Source organism: Massilia sp. TSP1-1-2, assembly GCF_049896185.1.
Lineage (GTDB): Bacteria > Pseudomonadota > Gammaproteobacteria > Burkholderiales > Burkholderiaceae_D > Telluria_A.
This window is the reverse complement of sequence record NZ_JAFCTU010000006.1, coordinates 19,450-37,466: the sequence shown is the minus strand read 5'-3', so window position 1 is coordinate 37,466 and position 18,017 is coordinate 19,450. Positions and strand designations below refer to the sequence as shown.

General features: G+C 63.2%; 15 protein-coding genes. 9 read left to right on the top strand and 6 right to left on the bottom strand.

Annotated elements, in window-relative coordinates:
- Positions 1 to 86: 86 nt before the first annotated feature.
- Positions 87 to 1,163, bottom strand: a complete 1,077-nt coding sequence (locus ACP7BV_RS07035; RefSeq protein ID WP_426102928.1) for a substrate-binding domain-containing protein — start codon at positions 1,161 to 1,163, stop codon at positions 87 to 89.
- Positions 1,164 to 1,288: 125 nt separating this feature from the next.
- Between ACP7BV_RS07035 and ACP7BV_RS07030 the strand changes: the two genes are divergently transcribed.
- The 7 genes from ACP7BV_RS07030 (at position 1,289) to ACP7BV_RS07000 (ending at position 10,637) form a co-directional block, all read left to right on the top strand.
- A complete protein-coding gene (locus tag ACP7BV_RS07030; protein ID WP_426102926.1) occupies positions 1,289 to 2,926 on the top strand; it encodes an OFA family MFS transporter in 1,638 nt (545 codons plus the stop codon).
- A 66-nt stretch (positions 2,927 to 2,992) separates the two neighbouring features.
- The gene (locus ACP7BV_RS07025) at positions 2,993 to 4,696 is read left to right on the top strand and encodes an NAD(P)H-dependent oxidoreductase subunit E (protein ID WP_426102924.1); all 1,704 of its coding nucleotides are present in this window, start codon (positions 2,993 to 2,995) and stop codon (positions 4,694 to 4,696) included.
- Entirely contained in the window at positions 4,693 to 7,512 is a 2,820-nt protein-coding gene (fdhF, locus tag ACP7BV_RS07020; RefSeq protein ID WP_426102922.1) for a formate dehydrogenase subunit alpha, read from the top strand. Before ACP7BV_RS07025 ends, fdhF begins: the two co-directional genes overlap by 4 nt.
- 2 nt (positions 7,513 to 7,514) lie before the next feature.
- A complete protein-coding gene (locus ACP7BV_RS07015) occupies positions 7,515 to 8,375 on the top strand; it encodes a formate dehydrogenase accessory sulfurtransferase FdhD (RefSeq protein WP_426102920.1) in 861 nt (286 codons plus the stop codon).
- Positions 8,375 to 9,076: an ABC transporter permease gene (locus ACP7BV_RS07010; RefSeq protein ID WP_426102918.1), complete on the top strand. Its 702-nt coding sequence runs from the start codon at positions 8,375 to 8,377 to the stop codon at positions 9,074 to 9,076. The genes ACP7BV_RS07015 and ACP7BV_RS07010 overlap by 1 nt, the downstream gene beginning before the upstream one ends.
- Positions 9,073 to 9,729, top strand: coding sequence for an energy-coupling factor ABC transporter ATP-binding protein (locus ACP7BV_RS07005; RefSeq protein ID WP_426102916.1), 657 nt, complete (start codon positions 9,073 to 9,075; stop codon positions 9,727 to 9,729). Before ACP7BV_RS07010 ends, ACP7BV_RS07005 begins: the two co-directional genes overlap by 4 nt.
- A gap of 143 nt (positions 9,730 to 9,872) precedes the next feature.
- Positions 9,873 to 10,637 carry a substrate-binding domain-containing protein gene (locus ACP7BV_RS07000; RefSeq protein ID WP_426102914.1) on the top strand — a complete coding sequence of 255 codons (765 nt, stop codon included), beginning with the start codon at positions 9,873 to 9,875 and terminating at the stop codon, positions 10,635 to 10,637.
- Here ACP7BV_RS07000 and ACP7BV_RS06995 read toward each other — a convergent pair.
- Together ACP7BV_RS06995 and ACP7BV_RS06990 are read right to left on the bottom strand one after the other, a co-directional pair.
- Positions 10,626 to 12,293 carry a cation acetate symporter gene (locus tag ACP7BV_RS06995; RefSeq protein WP_426102912.1) on the bottom strand — a complete coding sequence of 556 codons (1,668 nt, stop codon included), beginning with the start codon at positions 12,291 to 12,293 and terminating at the stop codon, positions 10,626 to 10,628. The two genes, ACP7BV_RS07000 and ACP7BV_RS06995, sit on opposite strands and share 12 nt — an antisense overlap.
- Positions 12,293 to 12,598 (bottom strand): DUF485 domain-containing protein, encoded by a 306-nt coding sequence (locus tag ACP7BV_RS06990; protein WP_426102910.1) that lies wholly within the window; start codon positions 12,596 to 12,598, stop codon positions 12,293 to 12,295. Before ACP7BV_RS06990 ends, ACP7BV_RS06995 begins: the two co-directional genes overlap by 1 nt.
- Positions 12,599 to 12,736: 138 nt before the next feature.
- On the opposite strand from ACP7BV_RS06990, the gene ACP7BV_RS06985 reads away from it, so the two are divergent.
- Together ACP7BV_RS06985 and ACP7BV_RS06980 are read left to right on the top strand one after the other, a co-directional pair.
- Complete coding sequence (locus ACP7BV_RS06985) at positions 12,737 to 13,405, top strand: NAD-dependent epimerase/dehydratase family protein (RefSeq protein ID WP_426102908.1); 669 nt, start codon at positions 12,737 to 12,739, stop codon at positions 13,403 to 13,405.
- Positions 13,406 to 13,409: 4 nt separating this feature from the next.
- Complete coding sequence (locus tag ACP7BV_RS06980) at positions 13,410 to 13,736, top strand: hypothetical protein (RefSeq protein WP_426102906.1); 327 nt, start codon at positions 13,410 to 13,412, stop codon at positions 13,734 to 13,736.
- A 16-nt stretch (positions 13,737 to 13,752) separates the two neighbouring features.
- Here the strand turns inward: ACP7BV_RS06980 and ACP7BV_RS06975 are convergent, their stop codons facing one another.
- The 3 genes from ACP7BV_RS06975 to ACP7BV_RS06965 all read right to left on the bottom strand — a co-directional run bounded on the left by ACP7BV_RS06975 (position 13,753) and on the right by ACP7BV_RS06965 (position 17,959).
- Positions 13,753 to 15,510 carry a rhamnogalacturonan lyase B N-terminal domain-containing protein gene (locus ACP7BV_RS06975; RefSeq protein ID WP_426102904.1) on the bottom strand — a complete coding sequence of 586 codons (1,758 nt, stop codon included), beginning with the start codon at positions 15,508 to 15,510 and terminating at the stop codon, positions 13,753 to 13,755.
- A 710-nt stretch (positions 15,511 to 16,220) separates the two neighbouring features.
- Positions 16,221 to 16,874 (bottom strand): ribonuclease T2 family protein, encoded by a 654-nt coding sequence (locus ACP7BV_RS06970; RefSeq protein ID WP_426102902.1) that lies wholly within the window; start codon positions 16,872 to 16,874, stop codon positions 16,221 to 16,223.
- A gap of 77 nt (positions 16,875 to 16,951) precedes the next feature.
- A complete protein-coding gene (locus ACP7BV_RS06965) occupies positions 16,952 to 17,959 on the bottom strand; it encodes a tetratricopeptide repeat protein (protein WP_426102900.1) in 1,008 nt (335 codons plus the stop codon).
- Positions 17,960 to 18,017 lie beyond the last annotated feature (58 nt).

Here is an 18,017-nt window from a genome sequence, read left to right as displayed (position 1 = left end):
GTCGCGTTGACGCACGTCGGATAAGGGGGCCGCCCAGGCCTAACGCTTATCCGATCTACCGTCCGAACCCGAAATAACTTGCGCGCCTAGACGCTCTCGCCGAAGGCCTGTTCCAGCGACATGATGGTCCCTGTATCGGTGGCGTCGTAACCTGTCAGCTCATTTACCTTTGCGTGATAATCGCCCGTCTGCAGCACCGTGACCAACTGGCGTATCAGCGGGTCGGTCAGGGCGTCGATCCGGATCGCGAAAAAATAGCGTTCTCTCACCAGCGGCAAAAAGTCGAGCTTGAAGCGCTGCGCGGCGGTGCGCACGCCGAAGCCCACGTCGGCCATGCCGCTGGCGATGTAGGCGGCAACTGCCGAATGGGTAAACTCGGCGCTGTTAAAGCCGCCGATATCGTGCGGCGACACGCCAGCGTCAGCGAGCATCACCTCGAGCAGCATGCGCGTGCCCGACCCTACCTGGCGGTTCACGAAGCGCACGTCGCGCCGCGCCAGGCTGGCCAGGCCATCGATCAGCAGCGGGTTGCCGGGCGCGACAAACAGCCCTTGGTGGCGCACCGCCAGGTGAATCAGACAATGCTCCTTGGGGTCCAGCCAGCGCGTGTACCACGCCACAGCCGCCTGCTCGAACTGCCCGGTCGGCACATGAAAGCCGGCCAGGTCGCACTCGCGGCGCGACAACGCCGCCACCGCGTCGGTGCTGTTGCGGTAGCGTAGTTCGACCGGCATCTCGACCTTGTTCAGGTGGACCATCAGCGCCGCCACCGCAAAACCGTGGCTCGCATCCATGCGCACCATGCGCAGGCGCTCGGCCGCCATCTTGCCCAGTTCCGCTTCCAGTTCCGAGGCCAGGCTTTCAAGCGTGGGCGACAGGCGCGCGCTGATGCGCCGGTCGGCCCAGACCAGTTTCTGTGCCAGCGGGGTGAGGGTGGTGCCGCGTCCGCGTCCGGTTTGCAGCAGGTTGTCGCCGAACAGCGTTTCAGCCTCGCGCAGCAAGCCCCAGGCGTAGCGGTAGGACAATTTGACAGTCTTGGCGGCTTGCGCGATTGAACCGGTGTCCTGGACAGCGATAAGTAGCGATAGCAGTGCCGCCGTGTCGAGCGGGGCTGCGCCATCGAAGCTGATTTCCCAGTGCGGGCGAATGTGAACTTTGAACATAGGTTAAAAATAGCCTATTTCGATTCATCTTGCATAGTGATATTCTCCAGAAATAATAAAAGTTGTTAGAGATATATGCTTAAAAAAGCATATTGTGACGGTAAAATAAAAAACGGAGTGAGACAATGGCATTTCTCGACATATTGGACAAAGAGCATACGATTGCCGGTCCGACGTTCAATCGGTGGCTGGTGCCCCCGGCGGCGCTGGCAATTCACCTGTGCATCGGCATGGCGTACGGCTTTTCGGTATTCTGGCTGCCGCTCTCGCGCGCGCTGGGCATCAAGGAGCCGCTGGCCTGCAAGGACATCGGCCTGATGGCTGAACTGTTCAGCAGCACCTGCGACTGGCGCATCTCGTCGCTGACGATCATGTACACGCTGTTCTTTTTGTTCCTCGGTTCCTCGGCCGCGCTGTTCGGCGGCTGGCTGGAACGCGCCGGTCCGCGCAAGGCGGGTGTGGTATCTGCCCTGTGCTGGTGCGGCGGCCTGGTGATCTCGGCCATCGGCGTCTACCACCACCAGTTGTGGATGATGTGGCTCGGTTCCGGCGTCATCGGCGGCATCGGGCTTGGCCTGGGCTACATCTCGCCGGTGTCCACGCTCATCAAGTGGTTCCCGGACAAGCGCGGCATGGCGACCGGCATGGCCATCATGGGCTTTGGCGGGGGCGCCGTGATCGGCGCGCCGATGGCCGACAAGCTGATGAAGCACTTCGCCAGCGACATGTCGGTCGGCGTCTGGCAGACCTTCCTGGTCATGGCGGCCGTGTATTTTGTCTTTATGATGTCGGGCGCGCTCGGCTACCGGGTGCCGGCGTCGGGCTGGAAGCCGGCTGGCTGGGTACCGCCGCCGGCTGCGGCCAAGGCCATGATCGCCACTCGCCATGTGCACGTCAAGCGGGTATGGGGCATTCCGCAATTCTGGCTATTATGGGCGGTGCTGTGCCTGAACGTCACGGCGGGCATTGGTATCCTGGGGATGGCCTCGCCGCTGGTGCAAGAGATTTTCGCGGGCCGGCTGATCGGCATCGATGTCGCCTTCAATGACTTGAGCGTGGCGCAAAAAGGCCAGATCGCGGCGGTCGGCGCCGGCCTGGTCGGGCTGCTGTCGCTGTTTAATATCGGCGGGCGCTTCGTGTGGGCGTCGTGCTCCGACTACATCGGTCGCAAGCGGACCTACATGGTATTCCTGATCCTGGGCGCGATCCTGTATGCGTCGATCCCAAGCTTTGCACACGCCAACAACCTGTTCCTGTTTGTCGCTTCGCTGTGCATCATCCTGTCGATGTACGGCGGTGGCTTTTCGACCGTGCCGGCCTACCTGTCCGACCTGTTCGGCACGCAGATGGTGGGCGCCATTCACGGCCGCCTGCTGACCGCCTGGTCGGTGGCCGGCGTGTTCGGCCCGTTGCTGGTGAACTATATCCGCGAAAGCCAGATCGCCAGCGGTGTGCCCAAAGCACAGGCGTATGATGTGACGATGTACGTACTGACGGGGATGATCGTGCTTGGCCTGCTGTGCAACCTGCTGGTTCGCCCCGTTGCCGACAAGTACTTCATGACCGATGCCGAGCTGGCAGCCGAGAAAAAGCTGGCGCACGACCGCGATATTTCGAGCGTGGCGGGGGCCGCTGGCGCCGCGTCAGGCGTTGCCGTCAACCGCAACCTGCTGGTGACCGCGTCTGCGTGGGCGGCAGTTGGCATTCCACTGGCGATCGGCATCTGGCTGACGTTGCAAAAAGCGGCAGTGTTCTTCAAATAAAGACAGAAGCGGCGCCGCCTTCGGGTGCGCGCCGCTGTTTGAAATTGTCATGACCAGGACTTCACCATGAACCACCCCATCATTCCCATCGCCGTGCAAGGCAGCACGCGCGAGCGCAAGCGCCAGGCGCCCAAAGGCCGGCGCGTCGATCCCGAAGCGCTGCGCGAAGTGCAAGACCTGCTCGGCGCGCACTCGCGCCAGGCCGACCTGCTGATCGAGCACCTGCACAAGATACAGGATGCTTTCGGCTCCCTGTCGGCCGCGCACCTGGCGGCGCTGGCCCAGGAAATGAAGCTGGCCCAGGCCGAAGTATATGAAGTGGCGACCTTTTACCATCACTTCGACGTGGTCAAGGAAGGCGAGGCGGCGCCCGCCGCGCTGACGGTACGCGTGTGCGACGGCTTGTCGTGCGAACTGGCCGGCGCGCGCGAACTGCTTGCCAAGCTGCCCGCCATCCTGGGGCGCGAGGTGCGCGTGATCGGTGCGCCCTGCATCGGACGCTGCGAGCAGGCGCCCGCCTGCGTGGTGGGGCAAAACCCGGTGCCGCGCGCCACCTGCGAGACGGTGCAGGAGGTAGTGCAGGCCGGGCGTACGCAACACATGCCGGAAGACTACCTCGACTACGCCGCCTACCGCGCCGGCGGCGGCTACGCGGTGCTGCGCGATTGCCTGAGCGGCGCGCGCCACGTCGAGAGCGTGATTTCGACCATGGAGGGTTCAGGCCTGCGCGGCCTGGGCGGCGCCGGTTTTCCGGCCGGGCGCAAATGGCGCATCGTGCGCGCCGAACCCTCGCCGCGCCTGATGGCGATTAATATCGACGAGGGCGAGCCCGGTACCTTCAAGGACCGCTACTATCTTGAGCGCGACCCGCACCGCTTCCTGGAAGGCGCGCTGATCGCCGCCTGGGTCACCGGCATCGATACCATCTACGTCTACCTGCGCGACGAATACCACGGCTGCCGGGCGCTGCTCGAAGCTGAACTGGACAAGCTGCGGGCCGATCCTCCGATTCCGACCATGCCGCAAATTATCCTGCGGCGCGGGGCCGGCGCCTACATCTGCGGCGAAGAGTCGGCGATGATCGAATCGATCGAGGGCAAGCGTGGCATGCCGCGCCTGCGCCCGCCGTATGTGGCGCAGGTAGGCCTGTTCGGCCGGCCTACGCTGCAGCACAACTTTGAAACGCTGCACTGGGTACGCGAAATTCTCGAGCATGGCCCGCACTGGTTCGGCACCCATGGACGCCACGGCCGCAAGGGCTTGCGCTCGTTTTCGGTCTCGGGCCGGGTGCGCGAGCCCGGCGTCAAGCTGGCGCCGGCTGGCATCACGATCACGGAGCTGATCGAGGAATACTGCGGCGGCATGGCCGACGGCCACCAGTTTTATGCCTATCTGCCAGGCGGGGCGTCGGGCGGTATTTTGCCGGCGGCGATGAACGCCATTCCGCTCGACTTCGACACCTTGCAGCCGCACGGCTGCTTTATCGGCTCGGCGGCGGTGGTGGTGCTGTCGGACCAGGATACGGCGACGGCGGCGGCGCGCAATACGCTCAGGTTCTTCAAGCATGAATCGTGCGGACAGTGCACGCCTTGCCGCGTGGGTACCGCCAAGGCGCTCACGCTGATGGAGCAGCCACAATGGGACACGGTGCTGCTGGGCGAACTGTCGCAGGTGATGCGCGACGCGTCGATCTGCGGCCTCGGGCAGGCGGCGCCAAACCCGTTCGACTGCGTAATCAAATACTTTCCACATGAGCTGGTGACATCATGAACGCGATAACCAGATTGGGCCGCACTGCGCTGCAGGGCGCGGCCGTCAGTTTTGAAATGAACGGCCACCATGTCGAGGCCTTTGCCGGTGAAACCCTAATCGAAGTGGCCGCGCGCGAAGGAATCGACATTCCGCGTCTGTGCTACAAGGAAGGCATGGAAGCGGTCGGCAACTGCCGTTCGTGCATGGTGGAGATCGACGGCGAACGCGTGCTGGCGCCATCGTGCTGCCGCTACCCGGCCACGGGCATGAAGGTCACGACCGACAGTGCACGCGCCGTCGCCGCCCAAAAAATGGTGCTTGAACTGCTGTTGTCGGACATGCCGGAAACCGAATACACGCGCCACAATGAAGTGGATTTCTGGGCGCGCAAGCTGGCGCTGGGCAAACCGCGTTTCGCTGCGCGCAGCCAGCCGCGCCAGGATGCGTCGCATGCGGCGATCACGGTTAACCTGGACGCTTGCATCCAGTGTACGCGCTGCGTGCGCGCCTGCCGCGACGAGCAGGTCAATGACGTGATCGGCCTGGCGTTCCGGGGCGACCATGCGCAAATCGTGTTCGATATGGACGACCCGATGGGCAACTCCACATGCGTTGGCTGCGGCGAATGCGTGCAGGCCTGCCCGACCGGCGCCTTGATGCCGGCGCGCGAAGTGGCCTTGAGCGTGCCTGACAAAAAAGTCGACTCGGTGTGTCCGTATTGCGGTGTTGGTTGCCAGCTGACCTACAACATCAAGGACAACAAGATTTTGTTCGTGGAAGGGCGCGACGGCCCCGCCAACCATGAACGCCTGTGCGTGAAAGGGCGCTACGGTTTTGACTACGCCCACCATCCGCACCGTCTGACGGTGCCCTTGATCCGGCGCGCCGATGCGCCCAAGCGCGGCGACTTCACGATGGACCCGGACCGTGTGCTTGACGTGTTTCGCGAGGCGACGTGGGAAGAAGCGCTGGCGCTGGCCGGCGGCAAGCTGGCGTCGATTCGCGACACCTACGGCAAGCGCGCGCTGGCCGGCTTTGGCTCGGCCAAGGGCAGCAATGAAGAAGCCTACCTGTTCCAGAAGCTGGTGCGCACCGGCTTTGGCAGCAACAACGTCGACCATTGCACCCGTTTGTGCCATGCGTCGTCGGTGGCCGCGCTGCTCGAAGGAATTGGCTCGGGTGCGGTCTCCAATCCGGTGATGGATGTGACAAAGGCGGAAGTGGTCATCGTCATCGGCGCCAATCCGACGGTCAACCATCCGGTGGCCGCCACCTGGATCAAGAACGCCATCAAGAACGGGACCAAGCTGGTGGTGTGCGATCCGCGTCGCTCGGATTTGGCGCGCAGCGCGCACCGCTTCTTGCAGTTCAAGCCCGATACCGACGTGGCGCTGCTCAATGCGATGATGCATGTGATCGTCACTGAAGACCTGGTCGACAAGGACTTTATCGCCAGCCGCACGATTGGCTACGAAGAGCTTGAAAAGAACGTCGCAGGCTACAGCCCGGAACTGATGGCGCCGATCTGCGGCATCGATGCCGAGACCATACGCTACGTCGCGCGCCTGTACGCCACCTCCAAAGGGTCGATGATCCTGTGGGGGATGGGCGTTTCGCAGCACATCCACGGCACCGACAATGCGCGCTGCCTGATTGCGCTGGCCTTGATGACCGGTCAGATCGGCCGCCCCGGCACGGGTCTGCATCCGCTGCGCGGGCAAAACAACGTGCAGGGCGCGTCGGACGCGGGCTTGATCCCGATGATGTTCCCGGACTACCAGCGGGTCGACAATCCCGCCGCGCAAGCCAAGTTTGAAAAGGCCTGGGGCGTGGCGCTCGATCCGCAGCCTGGCTTGACGGTGGTTGAGATCATGCATGCGATCAAGCGCGGCGAGATCCGCGGCATGTACATCATGGGCGAAAACCCCGCCATGTCCGACCCCGACGCCAACCATGCGCGCGAGTCGCTCGCGGCGCTGGACCATCTGGTGGTGCAGGATATCTTTTTGACCGAAACGGCGTATCTTGCCGACGTGATTTTGCCGGCCAGCGCGTTCCCGGAAAAGACGGGCAGCTTCACCAATACCGACCGCCTGGTACAGATTGGCCGCCAGGCGATCGACCCGCCGGGACAGGCGAAGCAGGACTTGTGGATCATCCAGCAATTGGCCGGCAAGCTTGGCCTGGACTGGAACTACACCCACGTCTCGCAAGTGTTCGACGAGATGCGGCGCACGATGCCGAGCATTGGCGGCATCACGTGGGAGCGGCTTGAGCGCGAGAATTCGGTCACCTATCCATGCGCCGCAGAGGGCGATCCGGGTGAGCCGGTCGTGTTCACCGACGTGTTTCCGCGCGAAGGCGGCCGTGCGCGCTTTGTTCCGGCCGATATCATCCCGGCCGACGAACGGCCGGACGCCGAGTACCCGATGGTGTTGATCACCGGGCGCCAGCTCGAGCACTGGCATACCGGCAGCATGACGCGCCGCACGGCGGTGCTGGACGCGATCGAACCGGATCCCGTCGCGCTGGTGCACCCGCTCGACCTGGCGGCCATGAACGGCAAGCCGGGCGACGTGATCACGATCACCTCGCGCCGCGGGCAAGTTGTGCTGTATGCGCGGGCCGACGACAGCTCGCCGCGCGGTGCACTGTTTGTCCCGTTCTGCTATTACGAAGCGGCGATCAACCGGCTGACCAATGCGGCGCTCGATCCGTTCGGGAAAATCCCCGAATTCAAGTACTGCGCGGTGCGGGTGGCGCTCGGGGGCGAGGTGGAGCAGCAGGGCAGCTACGGCGGCGGGCAAGTCCTCGACGGCTTGCGCCTGCGGTGAACATGGCAGCGCACCCCGGCCGCTACCAGCCGCTCCTGTCCGACGCTAGGGCCGACCTGACGCATGAAGTCGAGGTTGTGGATGAACGCGGCCGCGTTTCGACGATCGCCATTCCGGCGGAGCGGGCGCTGACGGTGTACGTGGACAAGCGCGAACTGGTGACCTTGATGACGCTGGGTGGCGCGCCCGAGGCGCTCACGCTTGGCTATCTGCGCAACCAGCGGCTGGTCAAGTCGATGCAAGACATCGTCTCGGTACAGGTCGACTGGTCGGTCGATGCGGTGGCGGTCGTCACGCGCAGCGGCATTGCCAACGTCGAGGAGCGCACTTCCAAAAAAGTCGTGACGACCGGCTGCGGGCAGGGTTCGGTGTTCGGCGGCCTGATGGATGAAGTCGACCTGATCGCGCTGCCGCTGGACGCACGGCTGCGCCAGTCGGTGGTGTACCGGATCGTGGAGACGATCCGCACCCAGCAGTCGATCTACAAGCAGGCCGGTTCAGTGCATGGCTGCGCGCTGTTTTCCAGCAGCGGCGAGCTGCTGTATTTTGTCGAAGATGTGGGCCGCCACAATGCAGTCGATGCAATCGCCGGCAAAATGTGGCTCGATGATGTGGACGGCGGCGACAAGGTGTTCTACACCACCGGCAGGCTCACGTCCGAGATGGTCATCAAAGGCGCGCAGATGGGCATTCCATTTTTGCTGTCGCGCTCCGGGACTACGCAGATGGGGCATATGGTGGCGGGCAAGGTCGGCATGTCGCTGCTGGCGCGCTGCACCGGCAAGCACTTTTTGCTGCTGAACGGGCGCGAGCGGCTGGAATTCGAACCGGGCCTGCTCGACCCTCAGTTAAAGCCGCTCTGATGTTGGCCGCAACCGGCAGCGCTTTTGATCTGCTGCTGTCGGGCGACGCGCAGCTGTGGCGTATCATCTGGATCTCTGTCAAGACCAGCTTTACTGCGCTGCTGCTCGCGGCGCCGCTGGCGGTCGGCATCGGTTATGCGATTGCGAGCTTTCGCTTTCCCGGCCGGCGCCTGGTGATCTGGCTGGTGCAGGCGGCGCTGTCGCTGCCAACGGTGCTGGTCGGGCTGCTGCTGTATCTGCTGCTCTCGCGCCATGGGCCGCTCGGTTCACTGCAGCTGCTGTTTACGCAGGGCGGCGTGGTGCTGGGTCAGGTGGCTATTGCCCTGCCGGTGCTGGTGGCGTTCACGCTGGCGGCGGTGCAGGCGGCCGACCCGCGCTATGCGCAGACGGCTATTGCGCATGGTGCGTCGCGCTGGCGCACCATGCTGACCGTGCTGCACGAGGTTCGCTTTGGCGTGATGGCGGCGGTGATCAGCGGATTTGGGCGTGTGATTTCAGAGGTGGGATGCGCGCTGATGGTCGGCGGCAATATCGCGGGCGAGACGCGCACGATCACGACGGCCATTGCCCTGGAAACGAGCAAGGGCGAGTTTGCGCAGGGGATCGCGCTCGGGATGGTGTTGATCGCGCTGGCGCTGTTGATGAACGGCGCGCTCATGGTCCTGCAGGGTGACGCGCATGCGGTGCGGGGGCGCGCATGAGCGCCTTGCTGACGGTGGAGCGCTTGCGCAAGTTGCATGGGGCGCGGCTGCTGTTTGATATCGATGCGCTGGCGCTGGAGGAAGGTAGCGCGTATGTGCTCACCGGCGTCAATGGCGCCGGCAAGAGTACCTTGCTGCGCATGCTGGCGGGGCTGGAAGATGCCCAGGCGCAGGGTGTGGCGTGGTGTGGAAAGAGCGTGGTGCTGGCGCCGTATCCGCGCGCGCTGCGCGCCGCTGTCGTGTACGTGCATCAGCATCCGATCATGTTTTCGACGAGCGTGGCGCATAACGTCGGCTACGGGCTCATAGCGCGCGGAGTGGCAAAGGCGGAAGTGGCACGCAAGGTGAGCGAGGCGATGGATTGGGCGGGAGTTGGGCATTTGCGCGGCAGCGATCCGGCGACGTTGTCCGGTGGCGAGGTGCAGCGCGTAGCGCTGGCGCGCGCCAGGGTGCTGGAGGCGAAGTTGCTGCTGCTTGATGAACCGACGGCCAATCTGGACGGCGCGGCGCGCGAGCAGGTGATTGCGCTCATTCCGGCGCTGATTGCGCAGGGCAGTACGGTGGTGATGGCGTGCCATGACCGGGATTTGATTGGGTTGCCGGGCGTGCAGCGCTTGAAGCTGCGCGACGGAAAACTGGAGTATAAACAATGAGTGCCATCGGGAGTGCCATCGTGCGAGATCGAAAAGTGGACCGTAGGGCGGAAAAGCGGATCGCATTCCGCGTCGCATGCTCAGCATGGCGGAATGCGCTGCGCTTTTCCGCCCTACGGTTGGCGACGGTTGCCGCGCTGGGTTTGGGCGCAACTGCGCATGCCGAGCAAATCATCCGCCTCTCGACCACCACCAGCACCGAGAACTCGGGCCTGCTCGCCTACCTGCTGCCCGCTTTCGAGGTCAAAACCGGCGCCAAGGTCCATGTGATCGCCGTGGGCAGCGGCAAGGCGCTGGAACTGGCCAAGAATGGCGACGTCGACGTCACCCTGGTGCACGCCCGCGCAGCCGAAGATGCCTTCGTCGCGGCAGGCTATGGCGTGGGCCGGCGCGACGTGATGTACAACGACTTTATCGTCGCCTGCCCGGCGAGCGACCCGGCCCGCATCAAGGGTGGCAAGGATGTGATCGCGGCCTTTCGAAGAATCGCTGCCGCCAACGTCAAGTTCATTTCGCGCGGCGACAATTCCGGTACCGACGTCATGGAAAAAAGCTACTGGAAGCTGGCCGGCGCCATGCCGCCGGCGTCGCGCTACCTGTCAGCCGGCCTTGGCATGGGCGAGGTGCTGAACATGGCCGCCGAACTGCAAGCCTGCACCCTGGCCGACCGCGCCACCTACGCCACCTACCAGGCCAGGACCGGCCTGGCCGTAATGGTGCAGGGCGACCCGCGGATGTTCAACCCCTACGGCATCATTGCCGTCAATCCCGCACGCCACCCCGGCATCAACGACAAAGGCGCACGCGCGCTGATCGACTGGATCACGTCGCCGGAAGGGCAGGGCAAAATCGCGTCATTCCGGGTCGGCGGCCAGCAGTTGTTCGTCCCCAGCGCCTCAGTGCCCTGACGCACCGGAGGCCCCGATGCCCGTTTCCGAGCGCACTTTCTGGGCCGGGTAGCCGGCCCGGTCCAGCCGCGCGCGCTCGCTGGTGTCGGTGACTGAAAACAACCAGATGCCCAAGAAGCCCGCCGTCATGGAAAACAGCGCCGGTGAGGTGTAGGGGAATATCGCGGCCGGGTGGCCAAGTACGTCGACCCACACTGACTTGGACAGCACCGTCAGCACGAAGGCGCTGATCAGCCCCAGAAAGCCGCCGATGCAGGCGCCGCGCGTGGTGCAGTTGCGCCACAGTACCGCCATGAACAGCACCGGGAAGTTGGCCGAGGCGGCGATGGCAAAGGCCAGCGACACCATGAAGGCAATGTTCTGCTTCTCAAACACAATGCCCAGCACCACGGCCACGATGCCGAGCCCGACGGTGGTGATGCGCGACACCTTCAGCTCGTTCTCGCTGGTGGCCTTGCCATGCTTGAAAACCGTTGCGTACAAATCGTGCGAGACGGCCGACGCGCCCGACAGCGTCAGCCCCGCCACCACGGCCAGAATGGTGGCAAAGGCGACCGCGGACATGAACCCGAGGAAGACATTGCCGCCGACGGCATTGGCAAGGTGAATCGCCGCCATGTTATTGCCACCTAACATTTTCCCGGTCGCGTCGACAAAGGCGGGGTTGGTGCTGACCAGCACGATCGCGCCGAAGCCAATAATGAACGTGAGCACGTAGAAATACGCGATCCAGGTCGTTGCCCAAAATACCGACTTGCGCGCTTCCTTGGCGTTGGGCACGGTGAAAAATCGCATCAGGATGTGGGGCAAGCCAGCGGTGCCGAACATGAGCGCCATGCCGAACGAAATGGCCGAAATGGGATCGGTGATGAACGTGCCCGGCCCCATGATGGCTTGCTTTTTCGGATGCACGGCCACGGCCTGGGCAAAGAGCGCCTCCGGGCTGAAGTTAAATTGCATCAGCACCACAAAGGCCATGAAGCTGGCGCCCGACAGCAGCATGCCGGCCTTGATGATCTGGACCCAGGTGGTGGCGGTCATGCCGCCAAAGAGCACGTACACCATCATCAAGCTACCGACGATGACGACCGCGATCCAGTAGTCAAGCCCGAACAGCAGCTTGATGAGCTGGCCGGCGCCCACCATTTGCGCGATCAGGTAAAACGCCACCACCACCAGCGTGCCCGAGGCGGCAAACGTGCGGATGGGCGCTTGCCCGAAACGGTAGGCGGCAACGTCGGCAAAGGTGAAGCGGCCCAGGTTGCGCAAGCGTTCGGCCATGAGGAAAGTGATCACGGGCCAGCCGACCAAAAAACCGATGGAGTAGATCAGGCCGTCGTAACCGTTCAGGAAGACCGCCGCCGATATGCCCAGAAAGGAGGCGGCCGACATATAGTCGCCGGCAATGGCCAGGCCATTCTGGAAGCCGGTAATGCCCCCGCCCGCCGTGTAAAAGTCCGATGCCGAATTAGTGCGCTTGGCCGCCCACTTGGTGATAAACAGCGTGGCGAGCACGAACGCGCCGAACATGCCGATGGCAACCCAGTTGCGCGCCTGCTTTTCGGTCTCGCCGATGACGTCGGCGCCGAACGCCGCGCTGGCGACGGCGAGCAATGCGGCGCCGACAGCGGCTGCTGCCAACAGTGGGCGGCGCATCAGAGGACCTCCCGATGGATGGCCGCGGTCAAATCGTCATAGCGCTTGTTGGCATGGCGCACATAAATGCCGGTGATGAGGACGGTGAACAAAATGACAAACAGGCCGACCGGGATGCCGGTCGTGGTGACGCCGTCGCCGAGACGGATGCTGAGCGCTTCCTTGTCAAAGGCGATCAGCAGGATGAAGCCGTAATACACCACCAGCATCGCGAACGCCAGCAGCCAGCCGAGCCTGGTTCTATCCTTAACCAGCTGAATGTAATGCGGGTTCGTTTCAATCCTGTGCACAATGTCCTGGTCCATGGCAGCTCCCGAAGTCACGGCGCGCGTCGCACACCTTGCCAATTCGACCGTCCGCGCGCGCGGTCAGTTCCGTATCCCGGCGTCTGGTGCCATACTATCGCCAGCGTGGTTTAAGAAATCTCAACGAATGGAGGCGGCATGAAGGTATTAATTTTTGGCGCTACCGGCATGGTGGGTCAGGGCGTGCTGCGCGAGGCGCTCGCCGCGCCGGACGTTGAACTGGTGCAGACGATCGGGCGCGCGCCGACCGCGCAACAGCACCCGAAACTGCGCGAGGTGGTGCATGCCGACATGTGGCATTACGAGGGCATCGAGGCGGAGCTGGGCGACTTTGACGCCTGCTTCTTTTGCATCGGCGTCACCTCGTCGGGCATGGCTGAAAAGACCTACGCGCACCTGACATATGACATGACGCTGGCCGCCGCCGAGGTACTGGCCAGGGTCAATCCGCGCATGGCGTTCGTGTATGTGTCGGGTGCAGGGGCCGACAGTAGCGAGACCAGCAAGATCATGTGGGAGCGGGTGCGCGGCAAGACCGAGAACGCCTTGCTCAAGCTGCCGTTCCGGGCGGTCTATATTTTCCGGCCCGGCATGATCCAGCCGCTCGACGGCATCAAGTCCAAGACGGCCGCGTACCGGATTTTCTACACGCTGACCAAGCCCTTGCTGCCGCTGCTGCGCTCGGCAATGCCCCGCTACGTGCTGAGCACGCGGCAAGTGGGGCAGGCGATGCTGGCCGTGGTGCGCAGCGGCGCGCAAAAGCGCGTGCTTGAAAGCGCCGACATCAGCGTGCTCGGCAAAGCGTGAAGGCATGGCGCGCCGCTATCACCACAATGTGTATGTGATCGAGCTGGCGTATGACGTGATTTACGAGGCGCGCTTTAAAAAATCGAATCCCGATTATGAGCGCGGCAAGCCTTGCGTGTACGTGGGAATGACGGGCCTGAGTCCCGACCTGCGCTTTGACAAGCACAAGGCGGGGATTCAGGCAAACAAGTTTGTTCAGGAGTATGGCTTGCGGCTGATGCCGGAACTGTACGCCATCTATAACCCGATGCCCTACCGCGGCGCGGCCGAGATGGAGGTGGAGCTGGCCATCGCGCTGCGCGAGGCCGGCTACGGGGTGTGGCAGGCGTGACAGGCCACACTCTCGATCAAGGGTTTTTCACCATGTCCAGCGCGTCGAACGCGTAACCTGGACTGAGGTAGCCGGTGCCGCCGGAACCGCTGATGACTGACAGGTACAGGGTATTGTCGCCGACCACGAGCGCGCTGGCTGGCACGCTGAAGCTGTAGCGCGTATTGTTGCCCCGGTAAGTGCCCACCGTGAGCGTGCGGCTGGTGGGCTGGGTGGATGCGCTCTGGTTTGCCGCGTACCAGTTGTTCACCTGCACTTTGGGCCGCCCGCCGCCGAATGCGGTTGTGATGCCGATCCGAATGGTGGACGGGGCAATGTCCGCCTGCGTCAGCCGGAATTTGACGACCAGACTGCCGTTGACGTCTTTCCATTGATAGGCGGGAAAGCCGGTAGCCGGGCTGGACGTACCGATGACAAAGGGCGCCGTGGTCCATGCACTGATGCGAACGTCCGACGGGTGCATGCTGGTGACCTTGCTGCCGTTGAGTAATTCGGCAGGCGAGCCATCCCACGCGCCGATGCGCCACACCGGCGCCGTGCTTGCCGGGTCGCCACTGACGGCAATTGCCGCCATGGCGCTGGTCTTGCCGGCGGTAACGACCACGCTGCGCGTGTCAACCGCCAGTTCATTCTTGTACAGCTTGGCCGTGTAGGTACCGGGCAGCATGCCGCTGCTGTCGAACTCGCCGTCGGCGCGCACCGTGCTCCAGTACTGGGCGGTGGTGTTGGAAAAGCCGATCGTATAGTCGACGCCGCTCACGCGACCGCTGGCCACCGATCCGGTCACCCGGCCGCGCGCCGATGGCGCCGTGTAGCCGGTCAGTCCCATGTCGGCGAACCAGCTGGTGTCGAGCGCCGCCGGCGCGCCGCCGCCGTTAAATACCAGCGTATAGGCGTTCAGGATATTGGTGCGGTAGGCCTCGGTTTGCGCTTCGCCGTAGTTGATGATGTAGGTCAGTTCCTGGTTGGTGCTGGTCACTTGATTGAGCAGGCTGCGGTAGAACGGTCCGCCGGAATTGCCTTCGTTGTTATCGCGTACCATCCACATGCCCACGCCAGTGCCGGTGGCGCCGAAGTAGCGCCAATCCTTCAGGCGCATGTTGGCGTAGTGTTTGGAACGGGTTTCGCCGTTGGCCTGGGCGAAGATGTCGCCCGATTCGATGGTCTTGACCGTTGCGCGCAAGTCGCCTGCGGTGTTCCCGTTCGGCAGCACCGCAACCGGAATGCGCACGATGAAGCGCGCCAGGTTCAGCGTATCTGGCTCCACGTCGAAGATGGTGGCCATGTAGATGTCCGCGTTGCCGCGCCTGGCCAGGTAGTAGTGGGTCAGGCCGGCGCTTTTGACGGACACCTTGATATGGTCAGCATCCACGTTGGCGGCGCTCACGCTGACCGCGCTGATGCCCTTGTACAAAAAGTCGAAACCGGAATTGAGCTGGCTTCCGCGCGAAGCGTCCTGGTATTGCACACCCTTGTAGACCATTGAGGCGATGTCGCCCGCCGACTGGGTGCTGGCGCCCGTATCGTTGCGCCGGATCTTGAATACGAGTCCGGCGCCGGTATCGATGGTGTAGAAATTGATGTCTTGCGACAGGCCGAATGAGCTTGATGCGGTGGGGGCCGCTGGCGCTGGGACCGGTACCGGTGCCGGTGCTGGGGCCGGTGCTGGGGCTGGCGCTGGTGAAGGTGCGGGAACCGGCGCAGGGGCCGGCGCAGGCGCCGGCGCAGGCAGAATCACAGGCGCCGGCACCGGCGCGGGTGCTGGCTTGAGCACAATGACAGGTGCAGGTGCAGGTGCAGGTGCAGGTGTCGGCACAGGCGCAGAATTAGGCGCAGGCGCCGGTGCAGGTACCGGCGCGGGCAGGATCACAGGCAGCGGTACTGGCGCAGGGGGCAGTGGCGGCGTTGGCAATGGCATCGGTGCAGGCACCGCTGCCGGCACAGGTGTTGGCACCGGTGCTGGCACTGGCGCTGGCGTGGCCATTGGCGAAGGTTCCGGCGCGGGCGCGGGCATGGACTCGGGAGCTGGCGCCGGGGGCGGGGCCGAAACCGAGACCGGTACAGGCGCCGATTCCGTTACAAGGGCCGGCGGCAAAACCGGCGCGGGCGCCGCCAAGGAGGACTTGCTCGCTGACGAACCGCCGCCACAGGCGGTCAGGATTGCTAGCGCCAGTGATCCCATAACGCGCTTGTTGATTGTGCGGATATCCACGTGTTTTTCCCGGTCGGCTGTGCGCCGAATGACTGTCAAACCGGGGAGTATTCAGAAGGACTGCGCCTGGGTCAACCCAGGTTGTGGTGAAAATAAACGAATAGGGGCGAAATTAAAAATTTCATGGATGATGCTAAAAACGTCATGTCGCCGGGCCGATATGGGAGGCTAAAATATGGCAGGCATGACCATCACTCATGACGGTCATGCTGTAACAGTGCAGCGTGAAAGGCTTTAACGGCAGCGATGGCGCAGCGGCGAGTGAAGGGCAATCAGCGCGTACTCTGCAACAAGAAACTCTCCTGTCTGCAGCTGTTGTACGAGCGCTTGATCTCGCCGTTGCTGCAAGTGCGGGCAGCTCCTTCGCGGGTAAAGCAGGCGTGCACTTCGCGCAAAAAGCGCCCGCCGTCGCCGCAAAACGGCAGCACGCTGTCGACCGGCATGCCGGGATTGGCAGCGCGGAACAGCTGCACGAATTCGCCCGGGGTCGCGCGCACGGGCGCAGCCGGCTGCTGGTACGGCTTGGGAATGGCCAGCTTGTCTTTCAGACTGGACGACAGCTTGAAATACGCGGCCGGGTCAAGTCCCGAGCATGTTCCATGTTCGTCCCACTCGTGGCCGATCAGCTTGGGCGAAGGATAAATGGCCGCGTAGCTTTCGCGCACCGCAGTCGGCAGCTTTTCAATCGAACACTTTTGCGGATAGCCTTTTTCGAACTGAGGCCACAAGCCATGCAGCACAAAGCCCAGGCCGCGACCGCACTGGCCGGGATCCTTGTGCGTGGCGCAAAACGAGGGCGACCAGCTCAGGGCCACCGCGTAGTAATCGAACTGGCCTGGCGCGGCGGCGCGCTGCGGTTTGGCCTGGGCGAAGGCGGCGGCAGTGCACAAGGCGGTAATCAACAGCAGCTGGCGGGAAGTAGTCATATTGTTTTTTTCATTGTTAGTAATGTGATCGTCAAAGTTGCGGTGCAATCATGAGAGCAAGTCGCCTGTTACTACGTCTACATGTGAATGTGTAACCAAGGCCACCTAACTTGCCCGTGCCTGTCAGTGCGCATCGTAACGATGGCGCTTGAAAGTACGCCGTCGATGCCGTCGATCAGAAGCTGTTCCCGCTCGACGAATTTTTTGCGCATCGCCGCGTCGGGTTCCCACAGGACAGCTTCCTTGCACTCCATGAGCGCCGCGCGCTCCGCCAACACCCTTGGATGATTGAACAGCCAGCGGGTAAACGCAATGCTGTCGGGCTGGTTATGCCAGTACATGCCATACATCCGAACGTAGTCGGTTGCGGTCTCGGGTTCAGCCATGCTGGTCCCGTGCCAGATCGCGAGCGGCGCCGGATTTGGATTCCCGGCAAGGATTTCAGCGATGTAGAGGTTTGCGGCAAAGCCGCGCCGCAAGGCTGTGGCGGCAGCTATCCAGTCATTGCGCTGCATTTGGCACAGGGCCAATTCATAGTAGTACGGTGGGTAACTCGGTGCCTCTGCCTCCAACACAAATCGGGCGTGGTCGAGATCACCGGCTCGCAAAGCCTCGGAACCGAGCAAAAAGCGCACGCCCTGGTTGTCGCCCGGATTGCGAGCTAACATGAGTTCGATGATGATTACGGCGTCCTTGTGCCGGCGCAGGCGCATGTACGATAGCAGCGCGATGTGCATGGCGCGCAGGTAAGGCCGGTTGTCGAGGTGCCCCCATTCGATGCGACCTGTGAAGCCTTCGGGAATATGACGATTCGCTACGCTCAGACCCAGCAAGGCAGCGTCGAGCGCTTTCTTGGGCTTGCCTTGGCGGTGCCAGTGGGAGGCGATGTGGGCGTGCACGTCGACCAAATCCGGCGCCTCGGCAAGCAGCCGACTGAGAGAGGTAAGATATCGCGCATCGTTGAGTTCACCCGAATCGTGCGCGTCGAGCAGCCCGTCAAATTCGGCCAGAAGGCCGTCGTAACAGTCGTCCGGGTAAGTGAAGGCGCCAGACTCGGCATCGAAGGTTTCGAACTGTAATGGCATAGGTGGCTAAGCGTGGATTGTGGGCGGCGACGACGAATTTCCCAGCGCGACATGGGAG

Coding starts and splice junctions, on each gene's coding strand:
- ACP7BV_RS07010 (WP_426102918.1), top strand. CDS start 8,375: ATGTTGGCCGCAACCGGCAGCGCTTTTGATCTGCTGCTGTCGGGCGAC.
- ACP7BV_RS06985 (WP_426102908.1), top strand. CDS start 12,737: ATGAAGGTATTAATTTTTGGCGCTACCGGCATGGTGGGTCAGGGCGTG.
- ACP7BV_RS06980 (WP_426102906.1), top strand. CDS start 13,410: ATGGCGCGCCGCTATCACCACAATGTGTATGTGATCGAGCTGGCGTAT.
- ACP7BV_RS07015 (WP_426102920.1), top strand. CDS start 7,515: ATGGCAGCGCACCCCGGCCGCTACCAGCCGCTCCTGTCCGACGCTAGG.
- ACP7BV_RS06970 (WP_426102902.1), bottom strand. CDS start 16,874: ATGACTACTTCCCGCCAGCTGCTGTTGATTACCGCCTTGTGCACTGCC.
- ACP7BV_RS07025 (WP_426102924.1), top strand. CDS start 2,993: ATGAACCACCCCATCATTCCCATCGCCGTGCAAGGCAGCACGCGCGAG.
- ACP7BV_RS07035 (WP_426102928.1), bottom strand. CDS start 1,163: ATGTTCAAAGTTCACATTCGCCCGCACTGGGAAATCAGCTTCGATGGC.
- ACP7BV_RS07030 (WP_426102926.1), top strand. CDS start 1,289: ATGGCATTTCTCGACATATTGGACAAAGAGCATACGATTGCCGGTCCG.
- ACP7BV_RS06995 (WP_426102912.1), bottom strand. CDS start 12,293: ATGCGCCGCCCACTGTTGGCAGCAGCCGCTGTCGGCGCCGCATTGCTC.
- ACP7BV_RS06990 (WP_426102910.1), bottom strand. CDS start 12,598: ATGGACCAGGACATTGTGCACAGGATTGAAACGAACCCGCATTACATT.
- ACP7BV_RS06965 (WP_426102900.1), bottom strand. CDS start 17,959: ATGCCATTACAGTTCGAAACCTTCGATGCCGAGTCTGGCGCCTTCACT.
- fdhF (WP_426102922.1), top strand. CDS start 4,693: ATGAACGCGATAACCAGATTGGGCCGCACTGCGCTGCAGGGCGCGGCC.
- ACP7BV_RS07005 (WP_426102916.1), top strand. CDS start 9,073: ATGAGCGCCTTGCTGACGGTGGAGCGCTTGCGCAAGTTGCATGGGGCG.